Source organism: Streptomyces sp. NPDC104096, assembly GCF_055584385.1.
Genome location: NZ_JBVJMD010000069.1, coordinates 1 through 25,492 on the forward strand (window position 1 = coordinate 1; position 25,492 = coordinate 25,492).

21 protein-coding genes and 3 pseudogenes are annotated in these 25,492 nt (G+C 69.1%); 13 read left to right on the plus strand and 11 right to left on the minus strand.

The annotated features are described in order from the left end of the window. The first annotated feature begins 762 nt into the window (after window positions 1–762). Complete coding sequence (locus tag ACZ60B_RS37860) at window positions 763–1,410, plus strand: DUF6082 family protein (protein WP_469395419.1); 648 nt, start codon at window positions 763–765, stop codon at window positions 1,408–1,410. 92 nt (window positions 1,411–1,502) lie between these two features. Further along, window positions 1,503–1,778 (plus strand): alpha-amylase, encoded by a 276-nt coding sequence (locus ACZ60B_RS37865; protein WP_469395421.1) that lies wholly within the window; start codon window positions 1,503–1,505, stop codon window positions 1,776–1,778. Window positions 1,779–1,849: 71 nt separating this feature from the next. Here the strand turns inward: ACZ60B_RS37865 and ACZ60B_RS37870 are convergent, their stop codons facing one another. Then, window positions 1,850–4,006 carry a transposase gene (locus ACZ60B_RS37870; RefSeq protein WP_469395422.1) on the minus strand — a complete coding sequence of 719 codons (2,157 nt, stop codon included), beginning with the start codon at window positions 4,004–4,006 and terminating at the stop codon, window positions 1,850–1,852. A gap of 147 nt (window positions 4,007–4,153) precedes the next feature. Between ACZ60B_RS37870 and ACZ60B_RS37875 the strand changes: the two genes are divergently transcribed. Continuing rightward, window positions 4,154–4,918 (plus strand): transposase, encoded by a 765-nt coding sequence (locus ACZ60B_RS37875; RefSeq protein WP_469395424.1) that lies wholly within the window; start codon window positions 4,154–4,156, stop codon window positions 4,916–4,918. Between the two features lie 254 nt (window positions 4,919–5,172). On the opposite strand, the gene ACZ60B_RS37880 is transcribed toward ACZ60B_RS37875, so the two are convergent. From ACZ60B_RS37880 to ACZ60B_RS37890, 3 genes and pseudogenes are all read right to left on the minus strand, one after another. Then, window positions 5,173–7,554 (minus strand): FtsX-like permease family protein, encoded by a 2,382-nt coding sequence (locus tag ACZ60B_RS37880; protein WP_469395427.1) that lies wholly within the window; start codon window positions 7,552–7,554, stop codon window positions 5,173–5,175. A 46-nt stretch (window positions 7,555–7,600) separates the two neighbouring features. Beyond that, window positions 7,601–8,254 (minus strand): annotated as a pseudogene (locus tag ACZ60B_RS37885) (ABC transporter ATP-binding protein); the annotation flags it as partial. Between the two features lie 92 nt (window positions 8,255–8,346). Then, window positions 8,347–8,862 (minus strand): PadR family transcriptional regulator, encoded by a 516-nt coding sequence (locus tag ACZ60B_RS37890; RefSeq protein WP_469395429.1) that lies wholly within the window; start codon window positions 8,860–8,862, stop codon window positions 8,347–8,349. Between the two features lie 122 nt (window positions 8,863–8,984). Here ACZ60B_RS37890 and ACZ60B_RS37895 point away from each other — a divergent pair, with 122 nt between their 5' ends. The 7 genes from ACZ60B_RS37895 to ACZ60B_RS37925 all read left to right on the plus strand — a co-directional run bounded on the left by ACZ60B_RS37895 (window position 8,985) and on the right by ACZ60B_RS37925 (window position 16,812). Further along, window positions 8,985–10,256 carry an ABC transporter substrate-binding protein gene (locus tag ACZ60B_RS37895; RefSeq protein WP_469395431.1) on the plus strand — a complete coding sequence of 424 codons (1,272 nt, stop codon included), beginning with the start codon at window positions 8,985–8,987 and terminating at the stop codon, window positions 10,254–10,256. A 188-nt stretch (window positions 10,257–10,444) separates the two neighbouring features. After that, complete coding sequence (locus tag ACZ60B_RS37900) at window positions 10,445–12,061, plus strand: glycoside hydrolase family 13 protein (RefSeq protein WP_469395469.1); 1,617 nt, start codon at window positions 10,445–10,447, stop codon at window positions 12,059–12,061. A gap of 38 nt (window positions 12,062–12,099) precedes the next feature. After that, window positions 12,100–13,428 (plus strand): ABC transporter substrate-binding protein, encoded by a 1,329-nt coding sequence (locus ACZ60B_RS37905; protein WP_469395433.1) that lies wholly within the window; start codon window positions 12,100–12,102, stop codon window positions 13,426–13,428. 6 nt (window positions 13,429–13,434) lie between these two features. After that, window positions 13,435–14,799 carry an ABC transporter permease gene (locus tag ACZ60B_RS37910; protein WP_469395435.1) on the plus strand — a complete coding sequence of 455 codons (1,365 nt, stop codon included), beginning with the start codon at window positions 13,435–13,437 and terminating at the stop codon, window positions 14,797–14,799. After that, window positions 14,796–15,635, plus strand: coding sequence for a carbohydrate ABC transporter permease (locus ACZ60B_RS37915; RefSeq protein WP_469395437.1), 840 nt, complete (start codon window positions 14,796–14,798; stop codon window positions 15,633–15,635). Before ACZ60B_RS37910 ends, ACZ60B_RS37915 begins: the two co-directional genes overlap by 4 nt. 227 nt (window positions 15,636–15,862) lie before the next feature. Continuing rightward, a complete protein-coding gene (locus ACZ60B_RS37920) occupies window positions 15,863–16,204 on the plus strand; it encodes a hypothetical protein (protein WP_469395439.1) in 342 nt (113 codons plus the stop codon). Continuing rightward, on the plus strand, window positions 16,204–16,812 hold the full coding sequence (locus tag ACZ60B_RS37925) for a transposase (RefSeq protein WP_469395471.1): 609 nt from the start codon (window positions 16,204–16,206) through the stop codon (window positions 16,810–16,812). The genes ACZ60B_RS37920 and ACZ60B_RS37925 overlap by 1 nt, the downstream gene beginning before the upstream one ends. Before the next feature lie 28 nt (window positions 16,813–16,840). Here ACZ60B_RS37925 and ACZ60B_RS37930 read toward each other — a convergent pair whose 3' ends face one another. Both ACZ60B_RS37930 and ACZ60B_RS37935 read right to left on the minus strand, forming a co-directional pair. Further along, window positions 16,841–17,209, minus strand: a complete 369-nt coding sequence (locus ACZ60B_RS37930) for a DUF5958 family protein (RefSeq protein ID WP_469395442.1) — start codon at window positions 17,207–17,209, stop codon at window positions 16,841–16,843. 182 nt (window positions 17,210–17,391) lie between these two features. After that, complete coding sequence (locus ACZ60B_RS37935; protein WP_469395444.1) at window positions 17,392–18,129, minus strand: hypothetical protein; 738 nt, start codon at window positions 18,127–18,129, stop codon at window positions 17,392–17,394. A gap of 215 nt (window positions 18,130–18,344) precedes the next feature. Here ACZ60B_RS37935 and ACZ60B_RS37940 point away from each other — a divergent pair, with 215 nt between their 5' ends. Continuing rightward, on the plus strand, window positions 18,345–18,752 hold the full coding sequence (locus ACZ60B_RS37940) for a HEAT repeat domain-containing protein (protein WP_469395473.1): 408 nt from the start codon (window positions 18,345–18,347) through the stop codon (window positions 18,750–18,752). Window positions 18,753–18,779: 27 nt separating this feature from the next. Here ACZ60B_RS37940 and ACZ60B_RS37945 read toward each other — a convergent pair. Both ACZ60B_RS37945 and ACZ60B_RS37950 read right to left on the minus strand, forming a co-directional pair. Further along, window positions 18,780–19,720 (minus strand): annotated as a pseudogene (locus ACZ60B_RS37945) (IS110 family transposase). A gap of 827 nt (window positions 19,721–20,547) precedes the next feature. Next, complete coding sequence (locus tag ACZ60B_RS37950) at window positions 20,548–22,347, minus strand: S8 family peptidase (RefSeq protein ID WP_469395446.1); 1,800 nt, start codon at window positions 22,345–22,347, stop codon at window positions 20,548–20,550. Window positions 22,348–22,470: 123 nt separating this feature from the next. Here ACZ60B_RS37950 and ACZ60B_RS37955 point away from each other — a divergent pair, with 123 nt between their 5' ends. Both ACZ60B_RS37955 and ACZ60B_RS37960 read left to right on the plus strand, forming a co-directional pair. Continuing rightward, a complete protein-coding gene (locus ACZ60B_RS37955; protein WP_469395448.1) occupies window positions 22,471–22,890 on the plus strand; it encodes a hypothetical protein in 420 nt (139 codons plus the stop codon). A 75-nt stretch (window positions 22,891–22,965) separates the two neighbouring features. Continuing rightward, the gene (locus ACZ60B_RS37960) at window positions 22,966–23,130 is read left to right on the plus strand and encodes a zinc-binding dehydrogenase (protein WP_469395450.1); all 165 of its coding nucleotides are present in this window, start codon (window positions 22,966–22,968) and stop codon (window positions 23,128–23,130) included. A gap of 228 nt (window positions 23,131–23,358) precedes the next feature. Here ACZ60B_RS37960 and ACZ60B_RS37965 read toward each other — a convergent pair. The 3 genes and pseudogenes from ACZ60B_RS37965 to ACZ60B_RS37975 form a co-directional block, all read right to left on the minus strand. After that, a pseudogene (locus tag ACZ60B_RS37965) lies at window positions 23,359–24,108 on the minus strand (aldo/keto reductase); the annotation flags it as partial. Between the two features lie 67 nt (window positions 24,109–24,175). Then, the gene (locus tag ACZ60B_RS37970) at window positions 24,176–24,517 is read right to left on the minus strand and encodes an ArsR/SmtB family transcription factor (RefSeq protein WP_469395475.1); all 342 of its coding nucleotides are present in this window, start codon (window positions 24,515–24,517) and stop codon (window positions 24,176–24,178) included. Next, window positions 24,439–25,461 (minus strand): AraC family transcriptional regulator, encoded by a 1,023-nt coding sequence (locus ACZ60B_RS37975; protein WP_469395452.1) that lies wholly within the window; start codon window positions 25,459–25,461, stop codon window positions 24,439–24,441. The genes ACZ60B_RS37970 and ACZ60B_RS37975 overlap by 79 nt, the downstream gene beginning before the upstream one ends. Between the last annotated feature and the right edge of the window lie 31 nt (window positions 25,462–25,492).

Genomic DNA, 25,492 nt, shown 5'->3' on the forward strand with positions numbered 1-25,492 from the left:
CCGCCGCGCGTCCCTGGCTGCAGTCACGCTCTTGATCCCGAACGGCCACCGCCCAGCGGGCTCCGCGACACGGCCGACATCACGAGTTCAAGTTCAGTAGCGCGCTCCAGTGCGCTGCCGCGAGCTCAGAACAGCAGAGGGCCCCGGGCCGCACAGCGTGCCCGGGGCCCCATCCGGCAGTGTCAGGATGTCGCCCACTCCAACCCGAGGTCCGACAACGACTGGAGCTTGTCGGACCTCGGGTTGGAGCGCCTGGTCTTCGTGTTCGAAAGGAACACCCCGGGCTTGACCGGATACTCCTGATCGTCGGTCACGATCGTCCCTGTGTGTCCCCTGGGAACGGTCACGGAGCCGGTGCGGGCCTTGTCTGGGCCAGGGCTGCTACGCCCTTCCCGAAGGCGCTCACGGGCGCCGTGGACGGCTTCACGGCTACTTCCGGCTCCGGTTCCGGGGCGGGCGGTGCGATGCCGAGCCGCTCCAAGCATTCGTGCTGCCTGTCCGTCAGGGCCTCCCGCACCTCGGGTTTGCGCTGCCGCGCCAGCCACTTCCCGATGCCCATGCCGTGGCCGTGAATCCGGACAGGGCCCGCCGGATCGTCCTCGTCACGCATCACCTCACGCGGCGCGGCGTAGTGGTGAACAGTTGCGCCTGATTGCAGGGAAATCATAGAGATGAAGCGGTGTTGTCCGGGGTAGCCACAAACATGTCGCGGGCTACCAGTGGCTTGAGGCGGGAGGATAAGTCATGGGGGCGGGGATGCGGATGAGGAAGTTCTTCTGGGCTGCGGTGGCGGGTGTTGGAGGGGTTGGGCTCATCCTGCTGACTCCATTTCTCCTCATGGCAGTTGGGCCTGAAGACGCAGATTGGGCAAAGTTGAGCCAGATCAGCCAGGCTTACGGGGCGCTGTCGGTCATCCTTTCCGCTGGGGCCGTCGCTGGAGTCGCGGCCTCGCTGGCGTATCAGGCCAGGCAGACACGTATTGCGACGGAAGAGACAACCTGGAGTGCTCACCGGGAGCTTCTCCTCTTGGCGCTCGCTAAATCTGAGTTCCTTACGTGTTGGGAGCCGCCGTCCATTTCTGTGACGCCAGATGAATGGCGACGCATTATTTACACCAACCTCATAATTCAAGACTGGGAGAAAACTTATGTTCTTGGCTTGATGACCGAAGCGCAACTGTCCAGGACTTTTGAACTGCACTTCCAAGGGGAGACGGCGAGAGATCACTGGTCGAACTCGCGAGAGCACTACTTACGCTATGCCGATAGCGGGATGAGCCGGAAACTTCGGAACTTCGCGCACATGGCGGATCGGTGCTACGAAAACGCGGTAGCTGCCGGTCCAGCGGTCCGGGCGAGCAGCTACTTCACTTCACCCGTGCTCGTACAGCCACCGCCATCGCAGTCATGATGGGCATCGAAGGTCTCACGCCGCCCAGTCGAGTCCGAGGTCGGCGAGTGTGGTGAGTTCGTCGGGGGGTGAGTTTGGAGCGCCTGGTTTTTGTGTTCGATAGGAACACTCCGAGTTTTACCGGGTGTTCCGGATCGCCGGCTCCGGCGTGCGTGGAGTACTTCCAGAACTGGCGCTACACCGACGTCCACAACCACTGCGGCGATACCGTCTCCGTCACGGTCGAGTACACGAACGGCCAGTGGGCTCCGTGCCGCGTCATCGAGCCCGACGGCTGGGCGACCTTCTCCGGCTACGGAACGAACGGTAACTACGTCACGGGGCTGCGGACGTGCGACCCCGCCCTCGTCACCGCCGAGGGCGCCTGAGCGGGCCCGCTCAGGGCAGGAGCCCGAGCGGCTCCTGAACGAGCTGGAGATACCGCAGCGCCCCCGATCTCCTAAGAGTCATCACGTAATGAGGTGATGCCCACCCGATGTCTGTGCGGGGCCAGCAGGCCGGGGTGGCGTGCCTGCTCCGTACGGCCGGCTGTTCCGACGTGGGCCTTGTGCCGCTTAGTTGCGGGTCGGGTCTCATTCGGGGTAGGTCCGGTACCGGGTGGTGGTGTTGTGCCGAGCAGAGGCCCGCGGCCGGAAGGATCCGACTGGTGGGCTGCCGCGTGGGTGCGGCCCCGGGCGGGGCGGGCACCGCGCTGCGGTTGACTCGACAGTGCTTCTTGCAGCCCTTCATCGAAGAGAGTCTGTGTGTTGCGTGCCTGGACTTTGTCCAGGCACGCAGTGCTGGGGTCGTCGGCGTTAGTGAGGCGCACGTGCGCGGCCAGCGCGCCGGAGACCTTGTCCCGGTCACCAACGAGCCCGCAGGCGGTGCAGGCGTGGATGCGGTCGGCGAGGGTTTTGGTGACCGTCTCGCCGCAGAAGCACGTCTGGGACAGTTTGGTGGTGAAGGTGGAGGCGCGAAGCATCCGCCCGCCGGTCTTTTCGCACTCGCGGGCTATGGCAGCGATGAGCCGCCCGGGTGTGGTGGCTTGCAGTGCTTTGCCCCACAGGCGGTACCAGGTGCGAATGTCGCAGTCCTCGACGGTCAGGTTCGCACCGTGGTCAGCCACGATGTCTGCGGCGATACGGCGGGCGCGGTGGTCTTTCGCCGCGGCCGCGGTGGCGGCGGCTTCGGCGAGGCGGGCCCGGTTGAAGCGGTAGCCGGCCGACAGCGCATCGCGCCGGTAGGCCTGCTTGGGCGCCCCTGCCTTGTTGGCAGCTCTCGCTCCGCCGGGCAAGGCAACGTGCCGCGCGGGCAGGCCTGCGGCTTGGCGGTGTTCGGCCCGGGCCTGCTGCCGTTTCGACGGCCCGTACTGGGCAGGGTTGGACGCTCTGCGGGAGCGGTCGAGGGCACGTCTGCGGCCTCGGTCCTTGCGGCGGGCTTTCGCCAGCGCGGCAAGCTCCGCGTCACTGGGTTCGATGCGGGTTGCTTCGACGTCGCCGTCGGCGGGGTCGAAGGTACTGGGGAAGGAGACGACGGAAAGGTTGGAGACGTTCCCGTCGATGCCGCCGACACGCTGAAGTGCGGCCGCCGCCGTGCGCCGGGCCTTCGTGGCTTGGGATGCGTAGCTGCCGGTCAGGACCATCAGGTGCGCTTCGTACGCCCACCCGCCCGGCGCCGCTGCGGCGCGGCGGCGCACGAGGTCGATCTTGTGCCAGGTCTCCGGATTGTTCAGGAAGTGCACCAGGTAGGGCCACCGCCCCGAGCCTGACGGCAGGCGGACGGGCAGGACCAGATCACCGCGACTCGAATCCGCGCCGCCAGTGAAGACGACCGCCAGCGGCCCGGTGTGGTCCCACCAGGTCGCGGCCCGCGTCTTCGGTGTGTTCTTCGCCGTGACCTGGCCTGTCGCGATGCGTCCTGCAGGGCGCACGGGTGCGGGCAGCTGCCGCGGCTGTTCGAGTACCCCGGTACCTGCGGGAAGCGCGGCAGCCTGCTCGGGGGTGAGGACTTGGCAGTCCATGCTGCGGTGGCGGTAGGCGTCCAGGTGCCCGGCGAGCGTGCCGTGAAGGCGGAAGGTCTCCCACTTGCGGCCGGTGGTGTGTGAGCGGGCACGGCCCGGGATGCGCGTGTAGTCCCACCAGCGGCCCACCCGGGGCCGGCCGAACGTGCGGCCGGAAGCATCCGCGAACAGATGCCGGCTCACCGAGGTCTCGAAGACCTCGTCGGCCTGGTGCATCATCAGTGCTTTGGTGACGTGATGCGCGAGATGGTTCGAGTTTTCCATGTGCCGGTAGGCGCGGCGTTCCATGCCCTCCCGGGACAATCCGAGCTCCAGTCGCCACGCTTTCGCGTCCGTGTCGCGGCGGACAACTCCGGCCCAGTACGCATCGACAGCATCGCGAGCATCGCGCTGCAGCGCCCGTTTGACGGACCACATCGCCGAGAACAGGTCCTCGGTCCGGTGCCGGGTGGCGGGGTCGTGGACGTCGAGCGGCAGACGGATCACCGCAAGCTCAGTATCCGCGTCCCGTGTCCAGCGCTTCTTCTTGTTCTTTCCCCGGTACCGGCGAGCAGCCGCAGCGGAGGAGGCCGCGGTGTCACGCAGTGCTGTGCTCACCAACGCTCCCACCTCCCCCTTTTAGCTGATGCCGGACGCCGTCACCTGTGCGCAGTTCGACCAGCGCGACAACCAACGCCAAAGCTACAAGAGCCCACTGACAACGCCCGGTGCTACGGCAGGACTTCGGTCTCTACGATGGCCTTCATGCGCCTGCGTCTTGCCCACTGCACGTCGGCCGGCCTTCGTGCCTGGACCGGTTTGAGTGGGCCGCAGCTGCAGCATTTGGTTCGGCAGCTGTGGGAGCTTGCACCCGACACCGGCCGGGGCCGGCCCTGGGCACTGCCGTTCGCCGACCGTCTCCTGCTGGTGGTTCTTGCCTATCGGACCAACCTCACCATGCAGCAGCTCGGCTCACTGTTCGGCATTTCCCGCGCCGCAGCCCACCGGGCCATCGACCGGCTCGCCGAACCGCTCGCACAGCTCCTCGGCCCGCCGCCGACCGATAGGCGGGAGTTGTGGGTCGTCGACGGCACCCTGATCCCCGTCCACGACCAAAGGCGCACCGCGAAAAGCAAGAACTACCGGCGCAGCGTCAACGTGCAGATCATCTGCCGGGCCCGCGACCGCCGCGTCGTCGCGGTTGGGGACGCCTGGCCCGGCAACCGCAACGACGTCATCGTCTTCCGCGAAACCCTCCACAGAACACTTCCCGACCATCCCCGCCTGTCCGGCGACGGCGGCTACCGCGGGAGCGACCGCATCCGAACACCACGCCGCGGACCGGACGGCCGCATCATCAAAGACCGCAACTACCGCCGGTTCCGCAAACGCCGGACTGTCGCAGAACACACCATCGCCCGGCTCAAAGACCACCAGATCCTCCGCCAATGCAGGCGCCGAGGCGAGGCGGTCAACCACGCCGTCGCCGGCGTCGTCGCACTCCACAACCTCAAGATCGACATTCGGTAACCGAAACACCCCGTCGCGGGGCAACAGTTTCCTGCCCGCATTATGTGATGGCTCTTAGCGGATGCATACCGGCGGCCGGGCGGTGGGCACGAACTCCACACCGGCCCACGCGGCCCTCACACCAGGCGTGCGCCCGCGGCCCCCGCGCGGCAACCGGTACACCGGCTCGGGAAAGTCGATCTGGTCGGAGCAGGACCTTCCCTGAGCCCGGCTTCGGATCGGCGCCGGGCCCTCCCGCGTACGGCGGGCCCGGCTCAGGCGACCGCAGCCAGGGTGTCCGCGAGCCGTCGCCGCGCCGCACGCGCCGCAGGGAGCGCCGCGAGAGCGACCGCACCCAGCACAGTGGCGGCCCCGAGGGCCAGCAGCAGTGGCCCCGGGGGGCTCTGCGCGATGCCCGCCCCGATACCGCTCGACACGCCCTGCTGGTCGATCAGCCAGAGCGCGAGCGGCACCCCGACGGCGGCCGCGGCGAGGAACGCCGCCAGCGCCGTACAGCCCGTGGCCGTCATCGTGACCGCGGTGATCTGGCGCGGGGACAGGCCGATGGCCTTCAGCGCCAAAAGGTCGCGCTCGCTCTCGCGGACCGAGCCACCGATCGCCGTGAGCAGCTCCACCAGACCGATCAGGGCCAGGACGAGAACGAGGCCGGCCACGACCCCGCGCAGCGGCGACAGTTCGTCGGCCGGGTTGGTCGCCGCGTGCACGTCCAGCTCGTCGTGGGCCGCGACGGTCAGGCGCCGGGCGACGGTGTGCGGGTCCGCACCGGGCCGCAGGCGCAGCTGGTAGAGCGCCGGGGTGATACGCGGGTCGTTCTCGCGCAGGGTGTCGAGCGAGGTGGAGATGACACGGCCGGCGTTCTCGGGTTCGATGCTGCGGCCCACGATGTGCAGGATCTGCGGCTGATCGCCGACGGTCATGCGGACCCAGTCGCCGACCCGCACGTTCAGCAGGTCGAGCAGGCCCTGGCCGGCCACGGCCTCGTCACCGGTGCGGGGGGAGCGGCCCTCGGCGACGGCGTAGGGGTAGGGGGAACGGGCGGTGCCGAGGCCGCGCAGCGCGATGGTGGCCGTCTGGCCCGGGACCAGCGCGGCCACCTCGACACCCGGGTAGACGGCGGCGACCTGCGGATCGCGGCGCAGCAGGCCGGGCACGTCCGCATCGCCGAGTCCCTGGCGGGTGTGGACGGTCAGGGCGGCCGGGACACCGATCCTCTGCGGCTCGCTGTGGAAGCGGTCGAGAGTGGTCCACGCGCTCATCGCCACGACGATCAGCAGCAGGGGCAGCGCGAGGCGCGCCACCGTGGTCAAGGACCGCACGGGCCGCGCGACGGCCGCGTGCCAGCCGAGCACCAGGCCGGCCGGCACCCCGACGTCGATGGCGCGCCGCATCACCGCGGACAGCGGTCCCCTGGACCGGGCATGAGCGATCAGCGGCCGCAGGGCCCGGCGTACGGCGGACCGCGCGCCCCGGCGCGCAACCGGGCGCGCTGCCTGCGCGGGTCCCGAGCGTGCCGTCGGTGCGGGCCGGGTGCCCGGCACCGGCGGCACCCGGCCCGCCCGCCACGCGGCCAGTCCCGTCGTCGCCGCGATGAACAGCACGGCCCCCGCCGGGATGGCGAACTGCGCCACCGTATGGCCCGGCAGGACGCGCCACATGCGGACGGCGTCACCCAGGCGGCCCGGGACGTGGCCGCCCACGGTCTCGGTCACGGCCGCCGCGGCCAGCGCGCCGAACAGGGCGTACGCGATGTGCTGGCAGACGAAGACGCGCACTACCTGGCCGGGCGTGAATCCGATGGCCTTGAGGACGGATATGTCCCGCAGGTGGCCGCGGATGCGGGTGGCGATCGCCCCGTGCACGGCGAAGCCCGCCGCGATCAGCGCCCCCAGGCCGAACAGGCCGAGCACCTGGCCGAGAAGCCGGTTGTCGCCCTGCGCCTCGGCGCGCGCCTGCTGCCAGGTGGAGACCTCACCGATGGCACCGGCGCCCAGCAGGGTGACGGCGCGCTGGACGGCGTAGTCGGTGTCCGAGGGGTCGATCAGCCGCAGTCCGACGACCTGGCCGGTGGGGTGCGCCACGGCGGTGGGCAGGGCCCAGACCAGGCCGGGCTGCTCGCCGGGGCGGTAGCGGTCCTCGGGGCTGTCGGCGACCCCGACGACCGTGACCTTTCCGGCGTCGCCGGGCAGCGTGAGCATGTCACCGGGACCCGCGAGCAGGGCCCGGGCCAGGCTGCTCTCCAGGACTACTCCGCGGGGGGTGCCGGGGGCGAGCCAGCGGCCCGAGGCCAGGAGAGGTCGTCCGACGCGGGGGAGGCCGGGGGTGGCCCGCAGTTCCACGGAGGCGCGGGTGCCACGGGCGGAGAGCGTCGTCGCGGAGGTCGTGTAGGGACCGGCCACCGCCTCGACCCCGTCCACGTCGGTCAACTCGCCGAGGTCGGTGGAAGAGCCGGTGTGGAGCCAGACGTGAGCCCCGTGGGCCTGCGTGAACGTGCGCTGCCAGGGGTTGGTGGCGTAGCCGAACAGCGCGGTGGCCAGCAGCAGCGACATGACGATGCCGGCGGTGGCGAGCACCAGGAAGAGCGCTTCCCCGCGGTGGGTGCGCAGATCGGAGTGTGCCCAGCGCAAGGTGGCGCGCATGAGATCCATCCCTTTCGGGGTCGTCGTACGTCCGCGGGCCGGCGCGTCAGTCGGAGAGTTCGAGGACTCCCGACGCCCCGGGCCGGCGCGAGGGCGTGCTGTCCAGCTCGGCGTCGTCGGCGATCCGGCCGTCGAAGAAGCTGATCACCCGGTCCGCGGCGCTGGCGAGCCGGGCGTCGTGGGTGACCAGGACGATGGTCTGCCCTCGCTGGTGGAAGCGGGACAGCAGCCGCATCACCTCGCGGGTGCCTTTGCTGTCGAGGCTGCCGGCGGGTTCGTCGGCCAGCAGCAGCGGGGGATGGTTGACCAGGGCCCGGGCCAGCGCGACGCGCTGCTGCTCGCCGCCGGACAGCTCGCCCGGCAGGCTGCGTTCCTTGCCCGCGATGCCCAACTCGGCCAACAGCTCCTCCCGTTCGGCGCGCGCCCGCTTGGGGGAGGCGCCGGCGAGCAGGGCGGGGAGTTCCACGTTGTCGGCGACCGACAGGTTGGAGACGAGGTTGAAGAACTGGAAGACGATTCCGATGCGCTTGCGGCGCTCGACCGCCCAGCGGGCCTCCCGCCAGGTGTCGGTGCACTCGCCGTCCAGCCACAGGGAGCCGCTGTCGGGCTGCTGCAGTCCGCCGAGCAGGTGCAGCAGGGTGGACTTCCCGGCCCCGGACGGGCCGGTGACGGCGACGAACTCGCCGGGGCGGACGCTCAGGTCGACGCCGCGGACGGCGTGTGCCGGGCCGCTCTCGCCGTAGTGCGTCCGTATCAGTCCCGCTGCGCGCAGCACGGGAGCGGGGCTGTCGCTCACTCCAGCTCCTCCAGATCTTCCTGGCACCGTTCCAGCCAGTCGAGGTCAGCCTGGAGGTGCAGCATCGCGCCCTCGATCAGGAGGTGGGCGATGCGGTTGTCGCGGTCTTCGGCGGTGGCCAGTTTGGACAGGTTGCGCATGGAGTTGAGGTACTGGCGCCGTTGTCTGTTGATGAGGGCGATCCGGTCGGCGAGACCGGTCCCGGGGGCCAGCGCCAACTTCATGAAGAAGTCGTCCCGCACCCTCGGCTCGTCCTCGGGCCGTTCGAACCAGGCACGCAGCTCTTCCTGCCCGGACTCGGTGAGGCGGTAGACCTTCTTGTTGGGCCGGCTGGACTGTTCGATGTCCTCGCCCTCGATGAGTCCCTGCTTCTCGAGGCGTCCGAGGGTCACGTAGATCTGGCCGACGTTCGGCTGAGGGTACGCGGAGCCCAGCAGTTGCTCAAGGCCCTGCTTCAGCTCGTAGCCGTGGGCAGGACCGCGGGCCAGAAGGGCAAGGAGGGGTTGACGCACTACCGCCGTCCTCCTGTCCTCGCAGAGTTTCTCCGGCCCCTAGTATCGCCCATACCTAACGGGTATACATGGCCTTCGGTCGTGACGATGCTGCAGGCCGGTACGTGTCCAGGGAGGAACCTATGCGGTGGATCGACTCCGCGGGTAGGTGCCTCCTCGTTCTCGGCGTGGTATTGACCGGGTGCGTCTCCTCGAACGAGGGTGACAGGGACGACGGCGGGGGCGGCCGCGGGCCGCTGACGCTGGCCACGGCAGGTGACCTCACCGGTTACCTGGGCACGGTGCTCGACGGCTGGAACCGCTCGCATCCCGGTGAGCGGGTCACGCTCGTCGAACTGCCGGACTCCGCCGACGAGACGCACGCGCAGATGGTGACCGATCTGCGCGGGGGCGACCGGAGCCGGTTCGACGTCCTGAACATCGACGTCAACTGGACCTCGGAATTCGCGGCCGCGGGATGGATACGTCCGCTGGCCGAGGACCGCTTCCCGCTCAAGTCGTTCCTGAAGCCGGTCGTGGAGACGGGCAAGTACGACGGGCGGCTCTACGCGGTCCCGTACGTCACCAACGCCGGGCTGCTGCTGTACCGCAAGGACATCCTCGCCAAGGAGGGTGTGCTTCCGCCGACGACCTGGGCGGAGCTGGAACACGACGCGAAGACCATCGCGCCGAAGTACGGACTCGACGGCTACGCCGGCCAGTTCCTGCCCTACGAGGGTCTGACCGTGAACGCCGCCGAGGCCGTGTACTCGGCGGGCGGCACCATCCTCGGCGACGAGGGCGACCGGGTCACCGTGAACTCCGCCGCGGCCCGCGAGGGCATCGACTTCCTCGCACGCGGCGTACGCGAGGGCTGGATACCCGAAGCGGCCCTCTCCTACAAGGAGGAGGAGTCCAAGCAGGCGTTCCAGGACGGCCGGCTGCTCTTCCTGCGCAACTGGCCCTACGCGTACGCCGGCGCGTCGGCGCCGGGTTCCCCGGTCGCCGGGAAGGTCGGCGCCGTACGCCTGCCCGGACCCGACGGACCGGGGAGCAGTGTGCTCGGCGGCTCCGATCTCGCGGTCAACACTCATGCCCGGCACCCGGATTCCGCCGCCCGGCTGATCGCGTACCTGACCAGTGAGAAGGTCCAGCGTCAGGTGCTCACGCTCGGCGCGCTGCCACCGGTGCGCTCCGCGCTCTACACGGACCCGGACCTGGTCGAGAAGTTCCCCTATCTGCCCACCCTGCGCGCGAGCGTCCTCAGCGCCGCTCTGCGCCCCAAGAGCCCGCGCTACGACCAGGTCAGTCTGGTGGTGCAGGCGGTGGTGCACGACGCGATGACCGGACACGAGTCGTCCGACGCGGCCGTGCGGCGGCTGGCGAAGGAACTCGCCGCCATTCCCGGGCGCTGACCCTCACCCCTCTAGTTACATGTTAGGTAACGCCAAGATCTCAGCTCGCCTCTCTGTGGTCTGATTTATGGGCATTAAAGGGGCTGATACTCCGTAGCCTGTGCACTTTTCATTGACACGCTCCAGACACGCCTACTTAACATGCATGCATAACCACTAGGCACATAGAGACAGGCACTGGGTTGAACATGCACCGCTGGTGGCGCGACGCAGTCATCTATCAGGTGTACGTCCGCAGCTTCCTCGACAGCACCGGAGACGGCATCGGCGACCTCGCCGGGGTCCGGGCCGGACTGCCGTACCTGAAGAAGCTCGGCGTCGACGGGATCTGGCTGAGCCCCTTCTACCCCTCGCCGCAGCACGACCACGGCTACGACGTCGAGGACTACTGCGACGTCGACCCGACCTTCGGCGACCTCGCCGAGTTCGACCAGTTGATGGCGGCCGCCGGGCGGCTCGGCATCCGCGTCCTCCTCGACATCGTCCCCAACCACTGCTCCTCCGAGCACCCGTGGTTCAAGGAGGCCCTCACCGCACCACCCGGAAGCCCCGCCCGCGCCCGCTTCCACTTCGCCGACGGCCGCGGCCCCGACGGCTGCGAGCCGCCCAACAACTGGCACGCCATGTTCGGCGGCCCGGCCTGGACCCGCATCACCGAACCCGACGGCCGACCCGGCCAGTGGTACCTGCACATGTTCACCCCGGACCAGCCCGACTGGAACTGGCGCAACCCCGAGATCGGCACCGAGTTCGACCGCGTGCTGCGCTTCTGGCTCGACCGGGGCGTCGACGGCTTCCGCATCGACGTCGCCGCCGGCCTCTTCAAGCACCCCGAACTGCCCGACTCCGACGATCCCGAGGCCGATGCCCGCACCCGCGACTCGGTCAACCCCCTCGCCTGGAACCAGCCCGAGGTCCACGACGTGTGGCGCCACTGGCGAGCGGTCTGCGAGGAGTACACCGCCCGCGACGGCTCCGAACGCCTCCTGGTCGGCGAGGTCTCCGTCCCCACCGCCCGCGAACACGCCCGCTACGTCCGCGACGACGAACTGCACCAGGCGTTCTTCTTCGACCTGCTCGGCGCGCCGTGGAGCGACGACGCCTTCCACAAGGTCATCTCCGAGGCCATGCAGGACATCGCCGGCACCGGCTCCACGGTCACCTGGGTCCTCAACAACCACGACCAGGTCCGCACCGTCACCCGCTACGGCGAACCCACACCGGAAGGCAGCGGCCTCGGCCCCGCCCGCGCCCGCGCCGCCGCCCTGCTCATGCTCGCCCTGCCCGGGGCCGCGTACATCTACCAGGGCGAGGAGCTCGGCCTGCCCGAGGTCATCGACCTGCCCGACGACGTGCTCACCGACCCCATCTTCCGGCGCACCGGCAGCCGCGACCGCGTCCGCGACGGATGCCGCGTCCCGCTGCCCTGGTCCGGCCAGGCGTCCCCGTTCGGCTTCACCTCCGGAACCGAGAGCGCCCGCCCCTGGCTGCCCCAGCCCGACTACTTCGCCGAGTACGCCACCGACCGCGCCCTCGCCGACACCCGCTCCTTCTGGCACCTCTACCGCGACGGCCTCCAACTGCGCTCCAGCCTTCCGCAGCTGGGCGAGGGAACGCTGCGCTGGCTGGACACCCAGCCCGGAGTCCTCGCCTTCGTCCGCGGCGACGGCCTCGTCTGCGCCGTCAACTTCACCACCGCACCCGTGCCCGCGCCGGTCGACGGCACCCCTCTTCTCGCCAGCGGCCCCTGCCCGACCGGGGTCCTCCCCGGCTCGACCGCCGCCTGGTGGATCAACGACCTCTGAACATCCGGCAGTCACCAGCACTCGAAGGGACATCAACGATGATGCGACGACGTACGACCCTGCTCACGAGCTGCACCGCCCTCACCCTCGCCCTCGGCGCCACCGCCTGCGGCAACAGCGACCCGGTCAGCGCCGGCGGCGGGGACAAGGCCCTCAGCGGCCAGACCGTCACCGTGGCCGGTGTCTGGTCCGGCACCGAACAGAAGAACTTCCAGAAGGTCCTCGACGCGTTCAGCGCCAAGACCGGCGCCAAGACGCAGTTCGTGTCCACCGGTGACAACGTCTCCACCGTAGTCGGCAGCAAGATCGAGGGCGGCAACGCCCCCGACGTCGTCATGGTCCCGCAGGTCGGCGTCCTCCAGCAGTTCGCCAAGCAGGGCTGGCTCACCCCCCTGTCGGCCGACACCCAGAAGTCCGTCGACGCCGGCTACGCCCCCGTGTGGAAGAAGTACGGCAGCGTCGACGGCACCCTCTACGGCCTCTACTTCAAGGCCGCCCACAAGTCGACGGTCTGGTACAGCCCCGACGCCTTCAGCCAGGCCGGCGTCAAGCCCCCGGCCTCGTACGACGACATGCTCAAGGTCGGGAACACGATCTCCGACTCCGGCCTGTCCGCCTTCTCGGTAGCCGGACAGGACGGCTGGACGCTCACCGACTGGTTCGAGAACATCTACCTCTCCCAGGCCGGCCCCGAGAAGTACGACGCCCTCGCCGCCCACCAGCTCAAGTGGACCGACGCCTCCGTGGTCAAGGCCCTCACCACCCTCGGCACGCTCTTCAAGGACAAGGAGCTCGTCGCGGGCGGCCAGAAGGAGGCCCTCAACACCGACTTCCCGGGCTCGGTGGAGAAGGTCTTCGGCCCCAAGCCCGACGCCGGCATGGTCTACGAGGGCGACTTCGTCGCCGGGGTCGCCCACGACCAGTTCAACAAGACCATCGGAAAGGACGCCGACTTCTTCCCCTTCCCCCCGGTCGACGGCGGAAAGGCTCCGGTCGTCAGCGGCGGCGACGCCGCCGTCGTCCTCAAGGACGGCAAGAACGCCAAGGCGGGCATGAAGCTCCTCGAATACCTGGCCACCCCCGAGGCGTCGGCCGTCTGGGCGAAGGCGGGCGGCTACCTGTCCCCGAACAAGAACCTCCCCCTCGACTCCTACAGCGACGACGTCACCCGCGCCACCGCCAAGTCCCTCGTCGACGCGGGCGACTCCGTCCGCTTCGACATGTCCGACCAGGCCCCCGCCGCCTTCGGCGGCACCAAGGGCGCGGGCGAGTGGAAGCTCCTGCAGGACTTCCTGCGGGACCCGTCCGACCCCACGGGCACCGCGGCCAAGCTGGAAGCGGCCGCGGCCAAGGCCTACAAGGGCTGACGGATCATGACATCCACCCTGGTCGAGGAGACGGTGAGCCCACCGTCCACCGGACCCGCCGAACGGGCCCGCCGCTCCCGGCGGCGGGCACGCCTCGGCGCCGTCCTCTTCGTCTTCCCGGCGCTGCTCCTGCTCGGCGCCCTCGTCGTCTACCCCGTGCTCTTCTCCGTCGGCCGCAGCTTCTTCGACGCTTCCGGCACCCGCTTCGTCGGCGCCGACAACTACACCGAGATGTTCCGCGACCCGGCCACCCTCAAGGCCGTACGGAACACGGCCATCTGGGTCGTGGTCGCGCCCACCCTGCTGACCGGCCTCGGCCTGGTCCTGGCCGTCCTGGTCGAGAAGGTCCGCTGGGCGACCGCGTTCAAGCTGCTGCTGTTCATGCCCATGGCCGTCTCGTTCCTGGCCGCCGGCATCATCTTCCGGCTCGCCTACGACGAGGACCCCTCCAAGGGCGTGCTCAACGCGGCCGTCGTCAGCGTCCACGACGCCTTCACGGACACCTCCGCCTACCCGACCGCGAGGGCCCGCGACGGCCACGGCCTCACCGCGAGTCCGGACGGCTCCTACCGCACCAGCGGGCACGTGTCGCCCGGCACGTCGGTGGACTTCGCCATGGTGGGCATCGCCCCCGGCGACATCCCCGGCAACGCCAGGCCCGCCTACCCCGCCGCCCATCGCACGCCCGCCGCCGGCGAGGTCGCCGGAGTCGTCTACCTGGACTTCACCCCCGGCGGTGCGGGGAAGCAGGGCGAGGTCGACCGCAAGGAGAACGGACTGCCCGGGATGCGGATCGAGGCGGTCGGCAGCGACGGCAGTACCGTCGCGAGCACCACCACGGCCGCCGACGGCTCGTACCGCTTCTCCGGCCTGAAGTCCGGCAGCTACACGGTCGAGCTGCCCGCCTCGAACTTCGCCCAGCCCTACCAAGGCGTGTCCTGGCTCGGCCCGGCCCTCGTCACACCGGCCATCATCGGCGCCTACCTGTGGATCTGGACCGGCTTCGCCATGGTCCTCATCGGAGCAGGACTCGCGGCCCTGCCGCGCGACGCCCTGGAAGCGGCGCGGATGGACGGCGCCAACGAATGGCAGATCTTTCGGCGGATCACCGTGCCGCTCCTGGCACCCGTCCTCACGGTGGTCTTCGTGACCCTCGTCATCAACGTGATGAAGGTCTTCGACCTCGTCTACATCATCGCGCCGGGACCGGTGCAGGAGGACGCGACCGTCCTCGCCACCCAGATGTGGCTGGTGTCGTTCGGCGGTGGCAACAACCAGGGCCTCGGCAGCGCGCTGGGCGTGCTCCTGCTGCTGCTGGTCATCCCGGCCATGGCCTTCAACGTCCGCCGTTTCCGAAGGAGTCAGCGATGAACGCGATCCGGCGCGGCCTGGGCAACAGCCTGGTCCAGGCCTTCCTCGTGGTGACCGGCCTGGTCTGGCTCACCCCGCTGGCGGGACTGCTGGTGTCCTCGCTGCGCTCGGCCCAGGACACCGCCAAGGGCGGCTGGTGGACCGCGCTCTCCAGCCCCGGCCAGCTGTCCTTCGACAACTACTCGGCGCTGCTGAAGAACTCCGGCATGACGCAGTCGCTGTGGAACACGGTGCTCATCTCCGTGCCGACGACCTTCCTGGTCGTGGTCATCGCGGCACTCGCCGGCTACGCCTTTGCCTGGCTCGACTTCCCGGGACGCGACGGCATCTTCCTCGTGGTCGTCGCCCTCCTGGTGGTCCCGGTCCAGATCGGTCTCCTGCCGGTCGCGAAACTCTTCGGCGAACTGGGCCTGTTCGGCACCATTCCCGGCGTCGTGCTCTTCCACGTCGCCTACGGCCTGCCCTTCGCGGTGTTCCTCCTGCGCAACTACTTCGCCGAGATGCCGAAGGAGATGCTGGAGGCGGCCCGTATGGACGGGGGCACCGAGTGGCGCATCTTCGTCCAGCTGGTCCTGCCGGTGGGCCGCCCGGCCATCGCCAGCCTCGCCATCTTCCAGTTCCTGTGGGTGTGGAACGACATGCTGGTCGCCCTGCTCTTCGCGGACAGCTCCTCGCAGCCACTGACCGTGGAACTCCAGTCGCAGATCCGCCAGTTCGGCAGCAACATCGACGTCCTCGCACCCGGCGCGTTCGTGTCGCTGGTGGTCCCTCTGGTGGTGTTCTTCGCCTTCCAGCGGTACTTCGTGCAGGGGGTCATGGCGGGCTCCGTGAAGTGAGGCGCCCCGGCGCGGGTGGGCAGCTCGTGATGCTGCCCACCCGTATTCGATCCTTTGGCGCCCTCACCGCCAGATCTGTACGAACACGGCACGCGGCTCAGAGGAGAACCGCCAGGGCTGTTTCGGCAACGACGACCCTCGGGCGATGAAGGTGAGATGGCCGGGCCCTTGCCGGAGCCGGACGCTGGCCACGACTGTTTCCGAAAGGGCAGATTCCTTCCAACCACTTGTTCCTGAGCGACGACGTCGCGAACACGATGAGCATCGCCTCCGGAGGCCTGGGCATCGCGGCGCTTTATATGGGGCCGACGCCTGCGGGCGCCGCCGTGGGCGTGGTGTCGGCAGCCATCGGCCTCGTGCTCGCGATCGACACCTGTGGCGCCGAGCCGATCAGCCTGGGCTGCGGCGCGGCTGTCATAGGCATCGCGGGTGGCATCGGCACGTTGGCCAAGAGCGGTGAGCTCATGCAGGGTGCCTCCTACCTCGGCAGCGGCACCGTCAAAGCAGGCCGGGCGATCGGAAACGGGGCGCGCAACACCTGGCGAAGCTTCAGCGGCTGGTTCAGCTGATCGGAGGGACAGCCTGTCGCTCGCCCGGGAGCGGACCTTCGGCGGTAGGTTCCGTCTCGACGTACTGCCACTGGCGTCGTGCCGAGCGCGAGCCGTGCGAACACGGTGAGGAGCCTTTGTGGCTCTCGGCGATCCGCGACGCATTCTCCCGCCGGGTGGTCGCCTGGGAGACCTCCGCCCGCGCGGGCACCGACCTGGTCCTGACCACCCTCGAGTACGCCCTGGCGAGCCGGGAAGTCGAACCGGGCAAGCTCATCCACCATGCGGATCACGGCTGTCGATACACATCCGTGAAGCTCACGACTCGACTGCTGCGAGCGGGAGTTGAAGCGTCTGTGGGGTCGGTCGGAGACAGTTACGACAACGCTCTCGCGGAGAACCTGTGGATGATCATCAAGACGGAATGCATCCGCGGCCGTGTCTTCGCCACCCAGGCCGAGGCGGATCTCGCGTTGTTCGAGTACATCGACGGTTTCTATAACTCCCGGCGCATCCAGAAGCGGCTCGGCTACCTCAGTCCGGTCGAGTTCGAGGAGAAGCACTACGCCGACCAGGCAACGGCCAAACGAACGAACCTGAAGCCCCGTCAACCCGCCCTGACCAGCTGATCAGCACCTCCCGGACCCCGGGGGAACCTCACTGCTCGGTTGCCGCTGGCAGGTTGTGCCATGCATGTCCGCAGGCGCCTTTGCAGTACGTCTCGCGGCGGCGAGCGTCCGCAACGGCGAACACGGAAACGAGGACACGGAACGCCTTGACGTGTTCGGCGGAGGGGAGGCCCGCGAGCCCGTAGCGGGGTGGGTCCATGCAGATCATGACCGAGGGGTTGGCCGTGGGCTTCACACCGGACCGCGCCACACCCGCACGGCCGTCCGCAGCCGTAATGTGCGCCTGCATCGCATAGCCGGCGACTTCCTGCAGTACCTCCTGCTGGCGTGTCGGGGCGAGGCTGGAGAACCAGCCCGCACCATCGTCCAACGTGCGGAGCCCCTGGGCGATCCGCATGCGACTACGAACGTCTTCCGCAGCACTCCGAAGCCCATCTGAACTGGTCACTCATCACCATGATGACCCGGACCCGGCGCCTGACCCGCAAAAGCCCGCGCATCAGCCAATGGATGAAGAAGACGAGGCCACAACAAGCGCTGTCGTGAACAGTGACTCGTCCGGCAACCGCGGTGCCCCGGTCAACTGTGCTGCATCCAGATGTTGGGCTCGCGATACACGCCCTCATCGGCAGATCGGTCGATGCTCAGCAGGCTCAGTCCTCCCGGGATCACATAGTCACCCGACTCAGGGAAGGCCATGCCGGTCCAGCGCTCCCACTCGGCAACCGTGCCGGTCATCGTCTGCGAAGCGGGGGCCGCTGACAGGATCTCGGCACCAAGGCGCTGATGGGTCCGGACCCAAGGGTCAAGGGCGAGCCCGTCCTCCCGCCGCCACCTCATGAAGTTCTCGATCGGTGTCAACGGGTACTGGGCCTTCGTCGTCGGGCGGACCGGCGCAATGACCTGCGACCAGCCGACGTCCCTTGCGGTCTGACGTAGGGCCTTGAGGGTTGCACCCGCAAGCCCGTGTCCCTTGAGCGCTGGGGTGACAATCGCTCCGCAGATCACCAAGGTGTTGGGCTTCACCCCCTGTTCGTGGCCCTCGACGGCCCGAACAAGGGCCTGCGTATACCCGGTGGGGAGCGTCTCGGGCAGACCGTCCCAGTGGATCGGTACACCCCAACCTGATGCGACCGGCACATCGTGTTCATTGATCAGCATGAGGTTCAGATCGGCGAACCACTCGCCGACCCTGCCTATGTAGTCCTTCACCAGTCGGTCAGCCGTGATGAACTCTGGAAAGCCCTCACTGAAGAGCTCCTTCAGATGTTCATCCGGCCACGTCCGTGCGTCGGTTCGCTCGATCTTCAATGCCATGCCTGTTCCTAGCACACAGGCCAAGCGTGGCCAGCATGGCCGCCGGACTGGTCGCCGTCCGCCTGCTCCAACCGACTTCGGCTGGGCCGGACGGAGATCGTGAGGGACTCGCGGCCGTGGGGGGTGCCTCTATGTTCTGCGTCAAGCATGTGGGCAGCTTCTGCCCGGGGTTCGATCTTCTTCGTGAGGCGTGAGACTGTCTGGTCGTGTCGGAGATGACGAGTGGGTTGAAGGCGGCCTTGGCTGAGGCGTCGTCTCCCTCCTGGGCGCAACGTGTTCGTGCCGGGCGTGACCTTGCTTCCTTCGCTGATGTTCCTGAGGCTGCGGAAGTGCTGGCGGGGCTGCTGCTGGACGTCGAGGACACGGCGGTGACCCGGCAGACGGCAGAGGCCCTGGCCCGGGTGGGGACGGTGGCCGCCGTAAGGCTCATCGCTCGCGCGGTTGCCGAGTCTGACGACAACCAGGCCGACTGGCTGCAGACCGGGGTGCATGACGCGCTCGTGGGACTGGACGGTGTGCCGGACGTCGCAGTGGCCTGCGGGAAGCTCGCCCGGGATCCGGAAGAAGTCGTCCGGCGGGGTGCCGCGGAGATCTTGGCGTGGACAGACGACACAAGGTGTTGATCCGGATCGACCTGCCTGTGGACTGGTTCATGCAGCCGTCGTTCGGGGGAGGCGGGGTTCGTGGAAGGTGCCGTCCCTGAGCATGGCGAACAGGACGCTGATGCGTTGGCGGGCGAGGCGGAGGAGGGCCTGGGTGTGGGTTTTCCCGCGGGCCCGGCACTTGTCGTAGTAGGCGCGGGAGGCGGGGTCGGCGTTCATGAAGGCGAAGGCGAAGGCGGAGAGGAACATGGCGCGTTTGAGCTGCCGGTTTCCGCCTCGTGGGGCATGTTCGCCGTGGATCGAGGGGACCACGACGGTCTGTTCGTCCAGCGCGTCGAAGACGTCGTCGATCAGCCGCTGGGCCATGCGCGGGGCGCTGGGCCGGATGAGGTCGACGAGCCTGCGGCGGCCGGCCTTGCGCAGTGCGGCCGGGGAACCGTGGCGCTCCAGCAGCCAGGTGACGGCCTGGTGGTCGAGGCGGGGGCCCAGGACGCGTTCCAGCGAGGGGTGGAACTGGGTGAGCAGGCCGCGCATCCGGTTGGAGGTGCGGGTGGCCTCGGCGGCGAGGTCCTGGTCGAAGCCCACGAGGACCGTGAGCTCGGCGGTGAGTTCCAGCGAGCGCAGGGTGTGCGGCAGGGTGCGGGCGGCGTCCGCGATGACCGCGGCGTCCTTGGCGTCGGTCTTCGCCTCGCCCGGATACAGGTCGGCGATCCCCGCATCGCGAGACCGGGCAGGTAGGCGACCCTGCAGCCCGCATCCCGGGCCACGGTCAGGGGGAGGGCTCCGACGGAGGCGGGCAGGTCCACGATCACCAGCACGGTGCCGAACTTCGCGGTCAGCTTGTCGAAGACGGCCCGCGGCTTCGGCTCGCTGTTGGGCAGCTGCTTGTCCAGGACCTTCTTCCCGGCCGGCGTGAGCCCGTGGCAGTGATGGGCACTCTTGCCGACGTCCAGGCCGAGGAACACGCCCACGTCTTCGGTGTCGAACATGACGCCCTTCCAGGGGAGTCGAACGTGCCGGCCTCGGCAGTGGCGTCGTGCGCGCGCATCCACGTTATGCAGACCTGCCGCCCACGAGCTGTCCGGCGTTGCGCCGGACCGGGCGGTGGCCGGACCTCTGATCAGCGTCTCCGACGGCGCCTGCCGGGCCCGGTGACACCCCCAGGTCATCCGTTCGACAGGGGGACACAGTCATGCCGGGCCCGGAGGCCAGCGGCCCTCTTGCAGGACCGCGAAGAACATAACGGGGACTTCACCGTCGATGAGGACCGGACTGCGGACGGGCACCGCGGGGCGCGGGAGAAGTTCCTGGGCCAGGGCATCGGGCATGACTTGGAGGCGGCAGATGCGGTCGTCGGTGGCGGTGGTGCGCAGTCACATGCCGTCGAAGGATTCCCCTGCTGGCGACACACTGTGCGGACACGACCTCGATCCCGGCGGTGCCGCTCGGACTGGCGCCGAGCGCGCGGGCGTCCACGGCCTGGCGTCGCCGGTGGTGACGGCATTCCTCGGGGCCGCGGCACGCGTAGCCGGAGCCCCGCTGCCCGTACGGGCAGCGCGGACACGGCCCTGCAGCTCCTCAGGGAGGTGCACGGTGAGCTGGATGCCGGCTCCAGGCCGTTCGCGGCCTTCCTGGACGTCTCCGGCATATGGGCCCCGACCGCGGCGTTCACCGCTGCCGAGGCCCATATGCCCTCTGCCGCCCAGCAGTTCGCAGTTCTGGCCGAACAGACCGCAGCCCGCCTTGTCCGTGGCCGCGGGCAAGGAGCTGTCGCCGGCGCAGTGCGTGTTGTACGCGGGCGTTGCCAGGCCCTGTGCTAGAAGGTCAGGTTCCAGGCGTCGATCTTGCCTGTGTCGGAGGCGGCGTTGTCGTTGACGCGCAGCTTCCAGGTGCCGTTCGCGACCTCCGAGGAGGCGTTTACGGTGTAGGTCTGGGCGATGTTGTCGGCGCTGCCGCCGGCGTGGTTGTGCAGCGTGTAGACGGTGCCGTCCGGCGCCACCAGGTCGACCTTCAGGTCACCGATGTAGGTGTGCTTGATGTCCACACCCACCTTGAGGGTGGCCGGGGCGTTGCCGGTCACGCCGGTTATGGCGATGGGGCTCTCCACGGTCGCGTTGTCGTTGATGGCGAAGTCCGCGAGGTTCTCGAAGTACTTACCGGGCGGCGGGGTGGTCCCGACGGCCTTGAGGGCGTCGACTTGTCCTTCGCCGAAGAACGAATTGTTGGCCGTCGTGCCCGTGCAGCGGCTGTCCGAGGGGCAGGCGATGTCGTTGGCCTGGGCGGCCAGCTTGGCGCGGATCTGCGCCGGGGTGATGCCCGGGTTGGCGCTGGCGATGAGTGCCGCCACGCCGACCACGTGCGGGGTGGCCATCGAGGTGCCGCTCTTGCTGCCGTAGCCGCCGCCGGGGACGGTGGAGTACACGTTGCTGCCCGGCGCCGCGACGTCGATAACGCCCTGCCCGTAGTTGGAGAACGAGGCCTTGGTGACACCCGTGCCGTTGGCCGCGACCGTGACCACGCCCGGCAGTTCGGTCGGGATGTCGAGGCAGGCGTTGGTGATCGTGCGGGTGACCGGCGTCGAGTCGTTCGGGCTCGCGGAGTCGGTCGTCTTGTGGGCGAGGTCGTAGTTCTCGTTGCCCGCGGCGGCGATCTGGAGGGAGCCCTTGCTCTCGGCGTACTCCTGGGCGCGCTTGACGCCCTCGATGATGGCGGCCTGGTCGATGTTGTCCGGGCAGTTGAACTGCCACGGGTCCGTGTAGTAGCTGTTATTGGTGACCTTGAAGCCGTGGTCACCGGCCCAGACGAAGCCGCAGATGGTGTTCTCGGCGAAGAAGAAGGAGTTGCCCGGCTCAGCGACCCGGACCGCGGAGATCTTCACTCCAGGGGCCACGCCGACGACGCCCTTGCCGTTCTTGGCCGCGGCGATGGTGCCCGCTACGTGGGTGCCGTGCGTGTCGACGTCCCGCCAGGCGCCGACACGGGTGTCGGGCTTGCCGTAGGCGCAGGAGACTGAGTCGGCCGCGTTGAAGTTGGGTGCCAGGTCCTGGTGCTGGTCGTCCACACCGGTGTCCAGGATGCCGACTGTGACGGAGGCGGAGCCCGGGTTCACGGCCCAGGCCTGGTCGGCCTTGATCTGGCTCATGTCGGCCCGGACCGGTTCTCCTGCCGGGGTCGAGGCCTGGGCCGGATTGGCCGGGAGCGCCGGGTTGTAGGCGTCGGCCGGGACGTCCGAGGTGCGCGTGGCGCCGACCTGCTGCACGCCGGCGACGCCGCGCATGGTGGCGGCGAATTCGCTGGACGCAGAGTGGGCGACGATCACGCCGATGGCGTCGAAGTTCGAGAAGACGGTGCCTCCGTTGGCCGCGATCGCGGAGCGGACCGCCGAACTGTCACCGGGGGCGGTGATCACGAGGTAGGCACGCGTGCCGGCCACCCAGGTCGCACTCCGGGAAGCTGGCACGGCGGCCGGAGCGTGGGCCTTGGCGGCTGGCGCGGGGGAGCGGTCGATGGGCAGCGTGCCCGCGAGGGCGCCCGGGGCGCCGAACGCCAGGGCGGCACCGAGCGTGGCCGCCAGGGCCAGCGTGCGTCTAGTCCGGCTGGATATGTGGGGTATCAATGCGTCCTCCGGAGACGGCCCGGCCGTGCTGAGGGCATTGGCGGGGCCGTACGAAACGAGTGGTGGATGCACGATGTCAGGCGCGTGCTCCCGTACGGAAGTACCTTTCTGTGCAGGGGCGTTATGGGGGAATGGCTGAAAGCAGACGCACTCCGGGCGTCGGGGGTCGGGATCCATCGGGAGCTCGGCGACGTCGACCGCGCCCTGGCGTACGCCGCCGACCTGGTGCCGGCCATCTACGGGGTGGACGGGCTGCTGGCGTGGTGGCTCACCGAGGTGCGCCCGCAGTTTGGTGACGAGCCCGCCGGCGGGCAGGCCGTGCTGCGGCCCAGCCGCCGGCACACCCTCGAGGGCGGGCGGCGTCTGGCCTGTGCGGTCACCCGCGCGACGGAGACGAGCGTCCGGAACCCGTCCCACCTGGGCTCCGCAGCGCAGCCCGGTCGTAGATCGGGCTCGGGCACAGGGGCGCTCAGCACCGGTTCTGGCAGCATCCACGTCGCAGTGGGATGCCTTCCACCAGATGTCCCGGTGTTGTCCTCTTGAGATCGTGTTCAAGCGGGCCTCCGTGCACGGCACGCGATCCTGCGGACCCGTTCCAATGAGCACAAGGCCGAGATCGTGGCCGAGGTCCAGAAGAACGGCTGTCCCGTGATCGAGAACGGCATGGTGAAGCTGGTCATCGACCGGACCGTCCCGATGGCCGACGCCGCGGAGGGCCACCGCCTCATGGGGGCCGGCGGCCACCTCGGCAAAATCCTCCTCGTGAACGACGAGGACGCGTGACAGAGGGCCGCTGAACACCTTCGCCACACTCATCGCGCACGGCACTTCACCGCGGCGGTGAAGCCGGCGCCCGAAAGTACAGGCTCACGGGGAGGCAGGCACTTCGCCGGCCTCCCCGACAGGCCCCGAGCAGCGGACGCGCAACGGTCGGGGTCTTTCGACCGGGCGGTCAAAAGACTTCGGGCCGTACGTAAACCGTGGACGTCTCCGGCAGAAGAACGGGTTTGCTCAAGAGGCGTCGAGGTCGGCGAACTCCGCTGTGGTGAGCGTCAGACCGGCCGCTGCCGCCGAATCGCGCATCGTCGTCGGCCGGGACGCTCTCGGGATCGGAACGACGAGGGGGACTTTGCCAGCTCCCACGCCAGACACACCTGCTGCGGGCTGACTCCGTGCGCCTCGGCGATCCGGGCGAGAGCCATGTGCGACGAGGCGAGGCTGCCCGCCCGGGAGACGCCGCCGAGCGGGTTGTACGACAGGAGACAGGAAGGCGATCCCCAGCTCGGCGCACTGGCGCAGCTGCGGTTCGCTGTCGCGAGAGGCCGGCGAGAAATTGTTCTGTACGGACACCAGCCGCTCGCCCAGGAGCTCGTGTGCTTCGCTCAACTGCTCGGAGCTGACGTTGGAAATACCCACCGCGCGGATCTTGCCCCCGACGTACAGGTCCCGCAGCGCACCCACCGAATCGGCGTACGGCACGTTCGGGTCCGGGACGTGCAGCTGATGGAGCCCGATGGCATCAACGCCCAGGCGCTTCAGCGAACCCTCGCACGCCTCCCGCAGGGACGCGGGAGACCCGTTGGAGGACCAGACCCCGTCGGCCTCACGCGCCGCGCCACCCTTCGTACCGACCAGCACGCCCGAAGTGTCGCCGCCACACGACGCGAGCGGGCGGGCGATCAGTACCTCGTTGTGACCGGTCTCGGACGAGTTCAGGCAGTACGACATGGCCGTGTCGATGAACGACATCCCGGCGTCGAGTGGGCACAGGTCGAGGTTCGCGGTCCGGCCAGTCGGTTGGGCCAGCGTGGCCGGGGGTCTTCGTGCGTCAGGCGTGCGGAGCCTTGCCGCTCACCCGGTGGTCGGCGTGGCTGAGCGCCTCCAGGAACAGCCGGTGCAGGCGTCCGTCGCTGAGGCGGTAGTAGATGCGCCGGCCCTCCCGGCGGGTGCCCACGAGCCCGGCGAGCCGCAGCTTGCCCAGGTGCTGGCTGACGGCAGTGCGGGACGCCTCGCACTGGTCGGTCAGGGTGCCGACGTCCGACTCGCCCTGCGCGAGCAGGTATAGCAGATGCAGCCGGGTGGCGTCCGAGATCAGCCCGTGGCGTCGCCCGGTTGGGTTCGCAGGGCGTCCCGGTGGGCCACGGGTCCCCGGCCGAACCAGCGCTGGCAGGAGCGGCTGAGCACGCTCTGCTCGGCGTAGCCCAGCTCGTGGGCCAGCTGTGTCAGGCTCATGTCCGTGTCGCGGAGATAGCGATGGGCGACCTCTGCACGAACCTGCTCCACCAGAGCCGCGAACGTCGTACTCTCGGCCGCCAGCTGGCGCTGGAGTGCCTTCGGGTGCACGGCGAGCTGATCCGCGACCAGGTTCAGCGCAAGGGCGCCCGTCGGCAGCAGCTGTCGCACGAGTTCACGGACCGGGCCGGTCAGTCCGTGGCCTCGGGTGGTGATGATGCTGTCGAGGTAGTGCACCAACGCCTGGTGGGCGAGATGGTCGTAGTTGAGCGCCCGGTCCAGGTCGGCCGTGCGGAGCACCAAGCCGGCTCGCCGCTGGGCGAACAGGACGGTAGAGGAGAAGTACTCACGATAATCGGCCTCGACGGTGAGCGGGTCGTGCGGAAGGTGTACTTGGAGCGGGTGGTAGTCGCTTCCCATGAGGAAGCGGAATACCTGGAGCGCGATCCCGAGGGACAGCTCCATTACCTGGGCCAGCGGAGGCAGTCCTTCGGTGAGTACCCGGAATTCGAGAAATGTGCGCTCGGACCTTGGCATCGTCTCGACCGTCACTTCGATGGCCGGGCCGTAGGCGGCGAGGTAGGTCTTGAAGGTTTCCAAGGCCGCACCCATGGTCGGGGCGGTCCGCGCGGCCACTCCGACCGGCCCGAAGATCTCGATGCCTTGGCGCAGGGCGAGCCTTCGTCCGAAGTCGGGGTCGCCGGTGGCTCGAGACGCCGCGTTCAGGGCGAGGACCAGGCTGCGATAGGTGGTGAAGACCTCATATTTGCCCTCGTCCTCGGGCCGGAGACCAGCGGAGCGGAGGATCGGCAGCGGGTTGGCCCCCCGCTCGGCGACGAGCGCGGAGAAGTTGAGCAGACAGGTGCTCCGGATCATGGCCATGTCCTGAACTGTCAAAGAGTTGTCCTCTGCT

Excerpts from the sequence above, each read along its gene's own strand:
- ACZ60B_RS37860 (WP_469395419.1), top strand. The coding sequence starts at position 763 with ATGAGGAAGTTCTTCTGGGCTGCGGTGGCGGGTGTTGGAGGGGTTGGG.
- ACZ60B_RS37875 (WP_469395424.1), top strand. The coding sequence starts at position 4,154 with ATGCGCCTGCGTCTTGCCCACTGCACGTCGGCCGGCCTTCGTGCCTGG.
- ACZ60B_RS37880 (WP_469395427.1), bottom strand. The coding sequence starts at position 7,554 with ATGCGCGCCACCTTGCGCTGGGCACACTCCGATCTGCGCACCCACCGC.
- ACZ60B_RS37895 (WP_469395431.1), top strand. The coding sequence starts at position 8,985 with ATGCGGTGGATCGACTCCGCGGGTAGGTGCCTCCTCGTTCTCGGCGTG.
- ACZ60B_RS37900 (WP_469395469.1), top strand. The coding sequence starts at position 10,445 with ATGCACCGCTGGTGGCGCGACGCAGTCATCTATCAGGTGTACGTCCGC.
- ACZ60B_RS37905 (WP_469395433.1), top strand. The coding sequence starts at position 12,100 with ATGATGCGACGACGTACGACCCTGCTCACGAGCTGCACCGCCCTCACC.
- ACZ60B_RS37910 (WP_469395435.1), top strand. The coding sequence starts at position 13,435 with ATGACATCCACCCTGGTCGAGGAGACGGTGAGCCCACCGTCCACCGGA.
- ACZ60B_RS37915 (WP_469395437.1), top strand. The coding sequence starts at position 14,796 with ATGAACGCGATCCGGCGCGGCCTGGGCAACAGCCTGGTCCAGGCCTTC.
- ACZ60B_RS37930 (WP_469395442.1), bottom strand. The coding sequence starts at position 17,209 with ATGCGGATCGCCCAGGGGCTCCGCACGTTGGACGATGGTGCGGGCTGG.
- ACZ60B_RS37935 (WP_469395444.1), bottom strand. The coding sequence starts at position 18,129 with ATGGCATTGAAGATCGAGCGAACCGACGCACGGACGTGGCCGGATGAA.
- ACZ60B_RS37940 (WP_469395473.1), top strand. The coding sequence starts at position 18,345 with ATGACGAGTGGGTTGAAGGCGGCCTTGGCTGAGGCGTCGTCTCCCTCC.
- ACZ60B_RS37955 (WP_469395448.1), top strand. The coding sequence starts at position 22,471 with ATGGGGGAATGGCTGAAAGCAGACGCACTCCGGGCGTCGGGGGTCGGG.
- ACZ60B_RS37975 (WP_469395452.1), bottom strand. The coding sequence starts at position 25,461 with ATGGCCATGATCCGGAGCACCTGTCTGCTCAACTTCTCCGCGCTCGTC.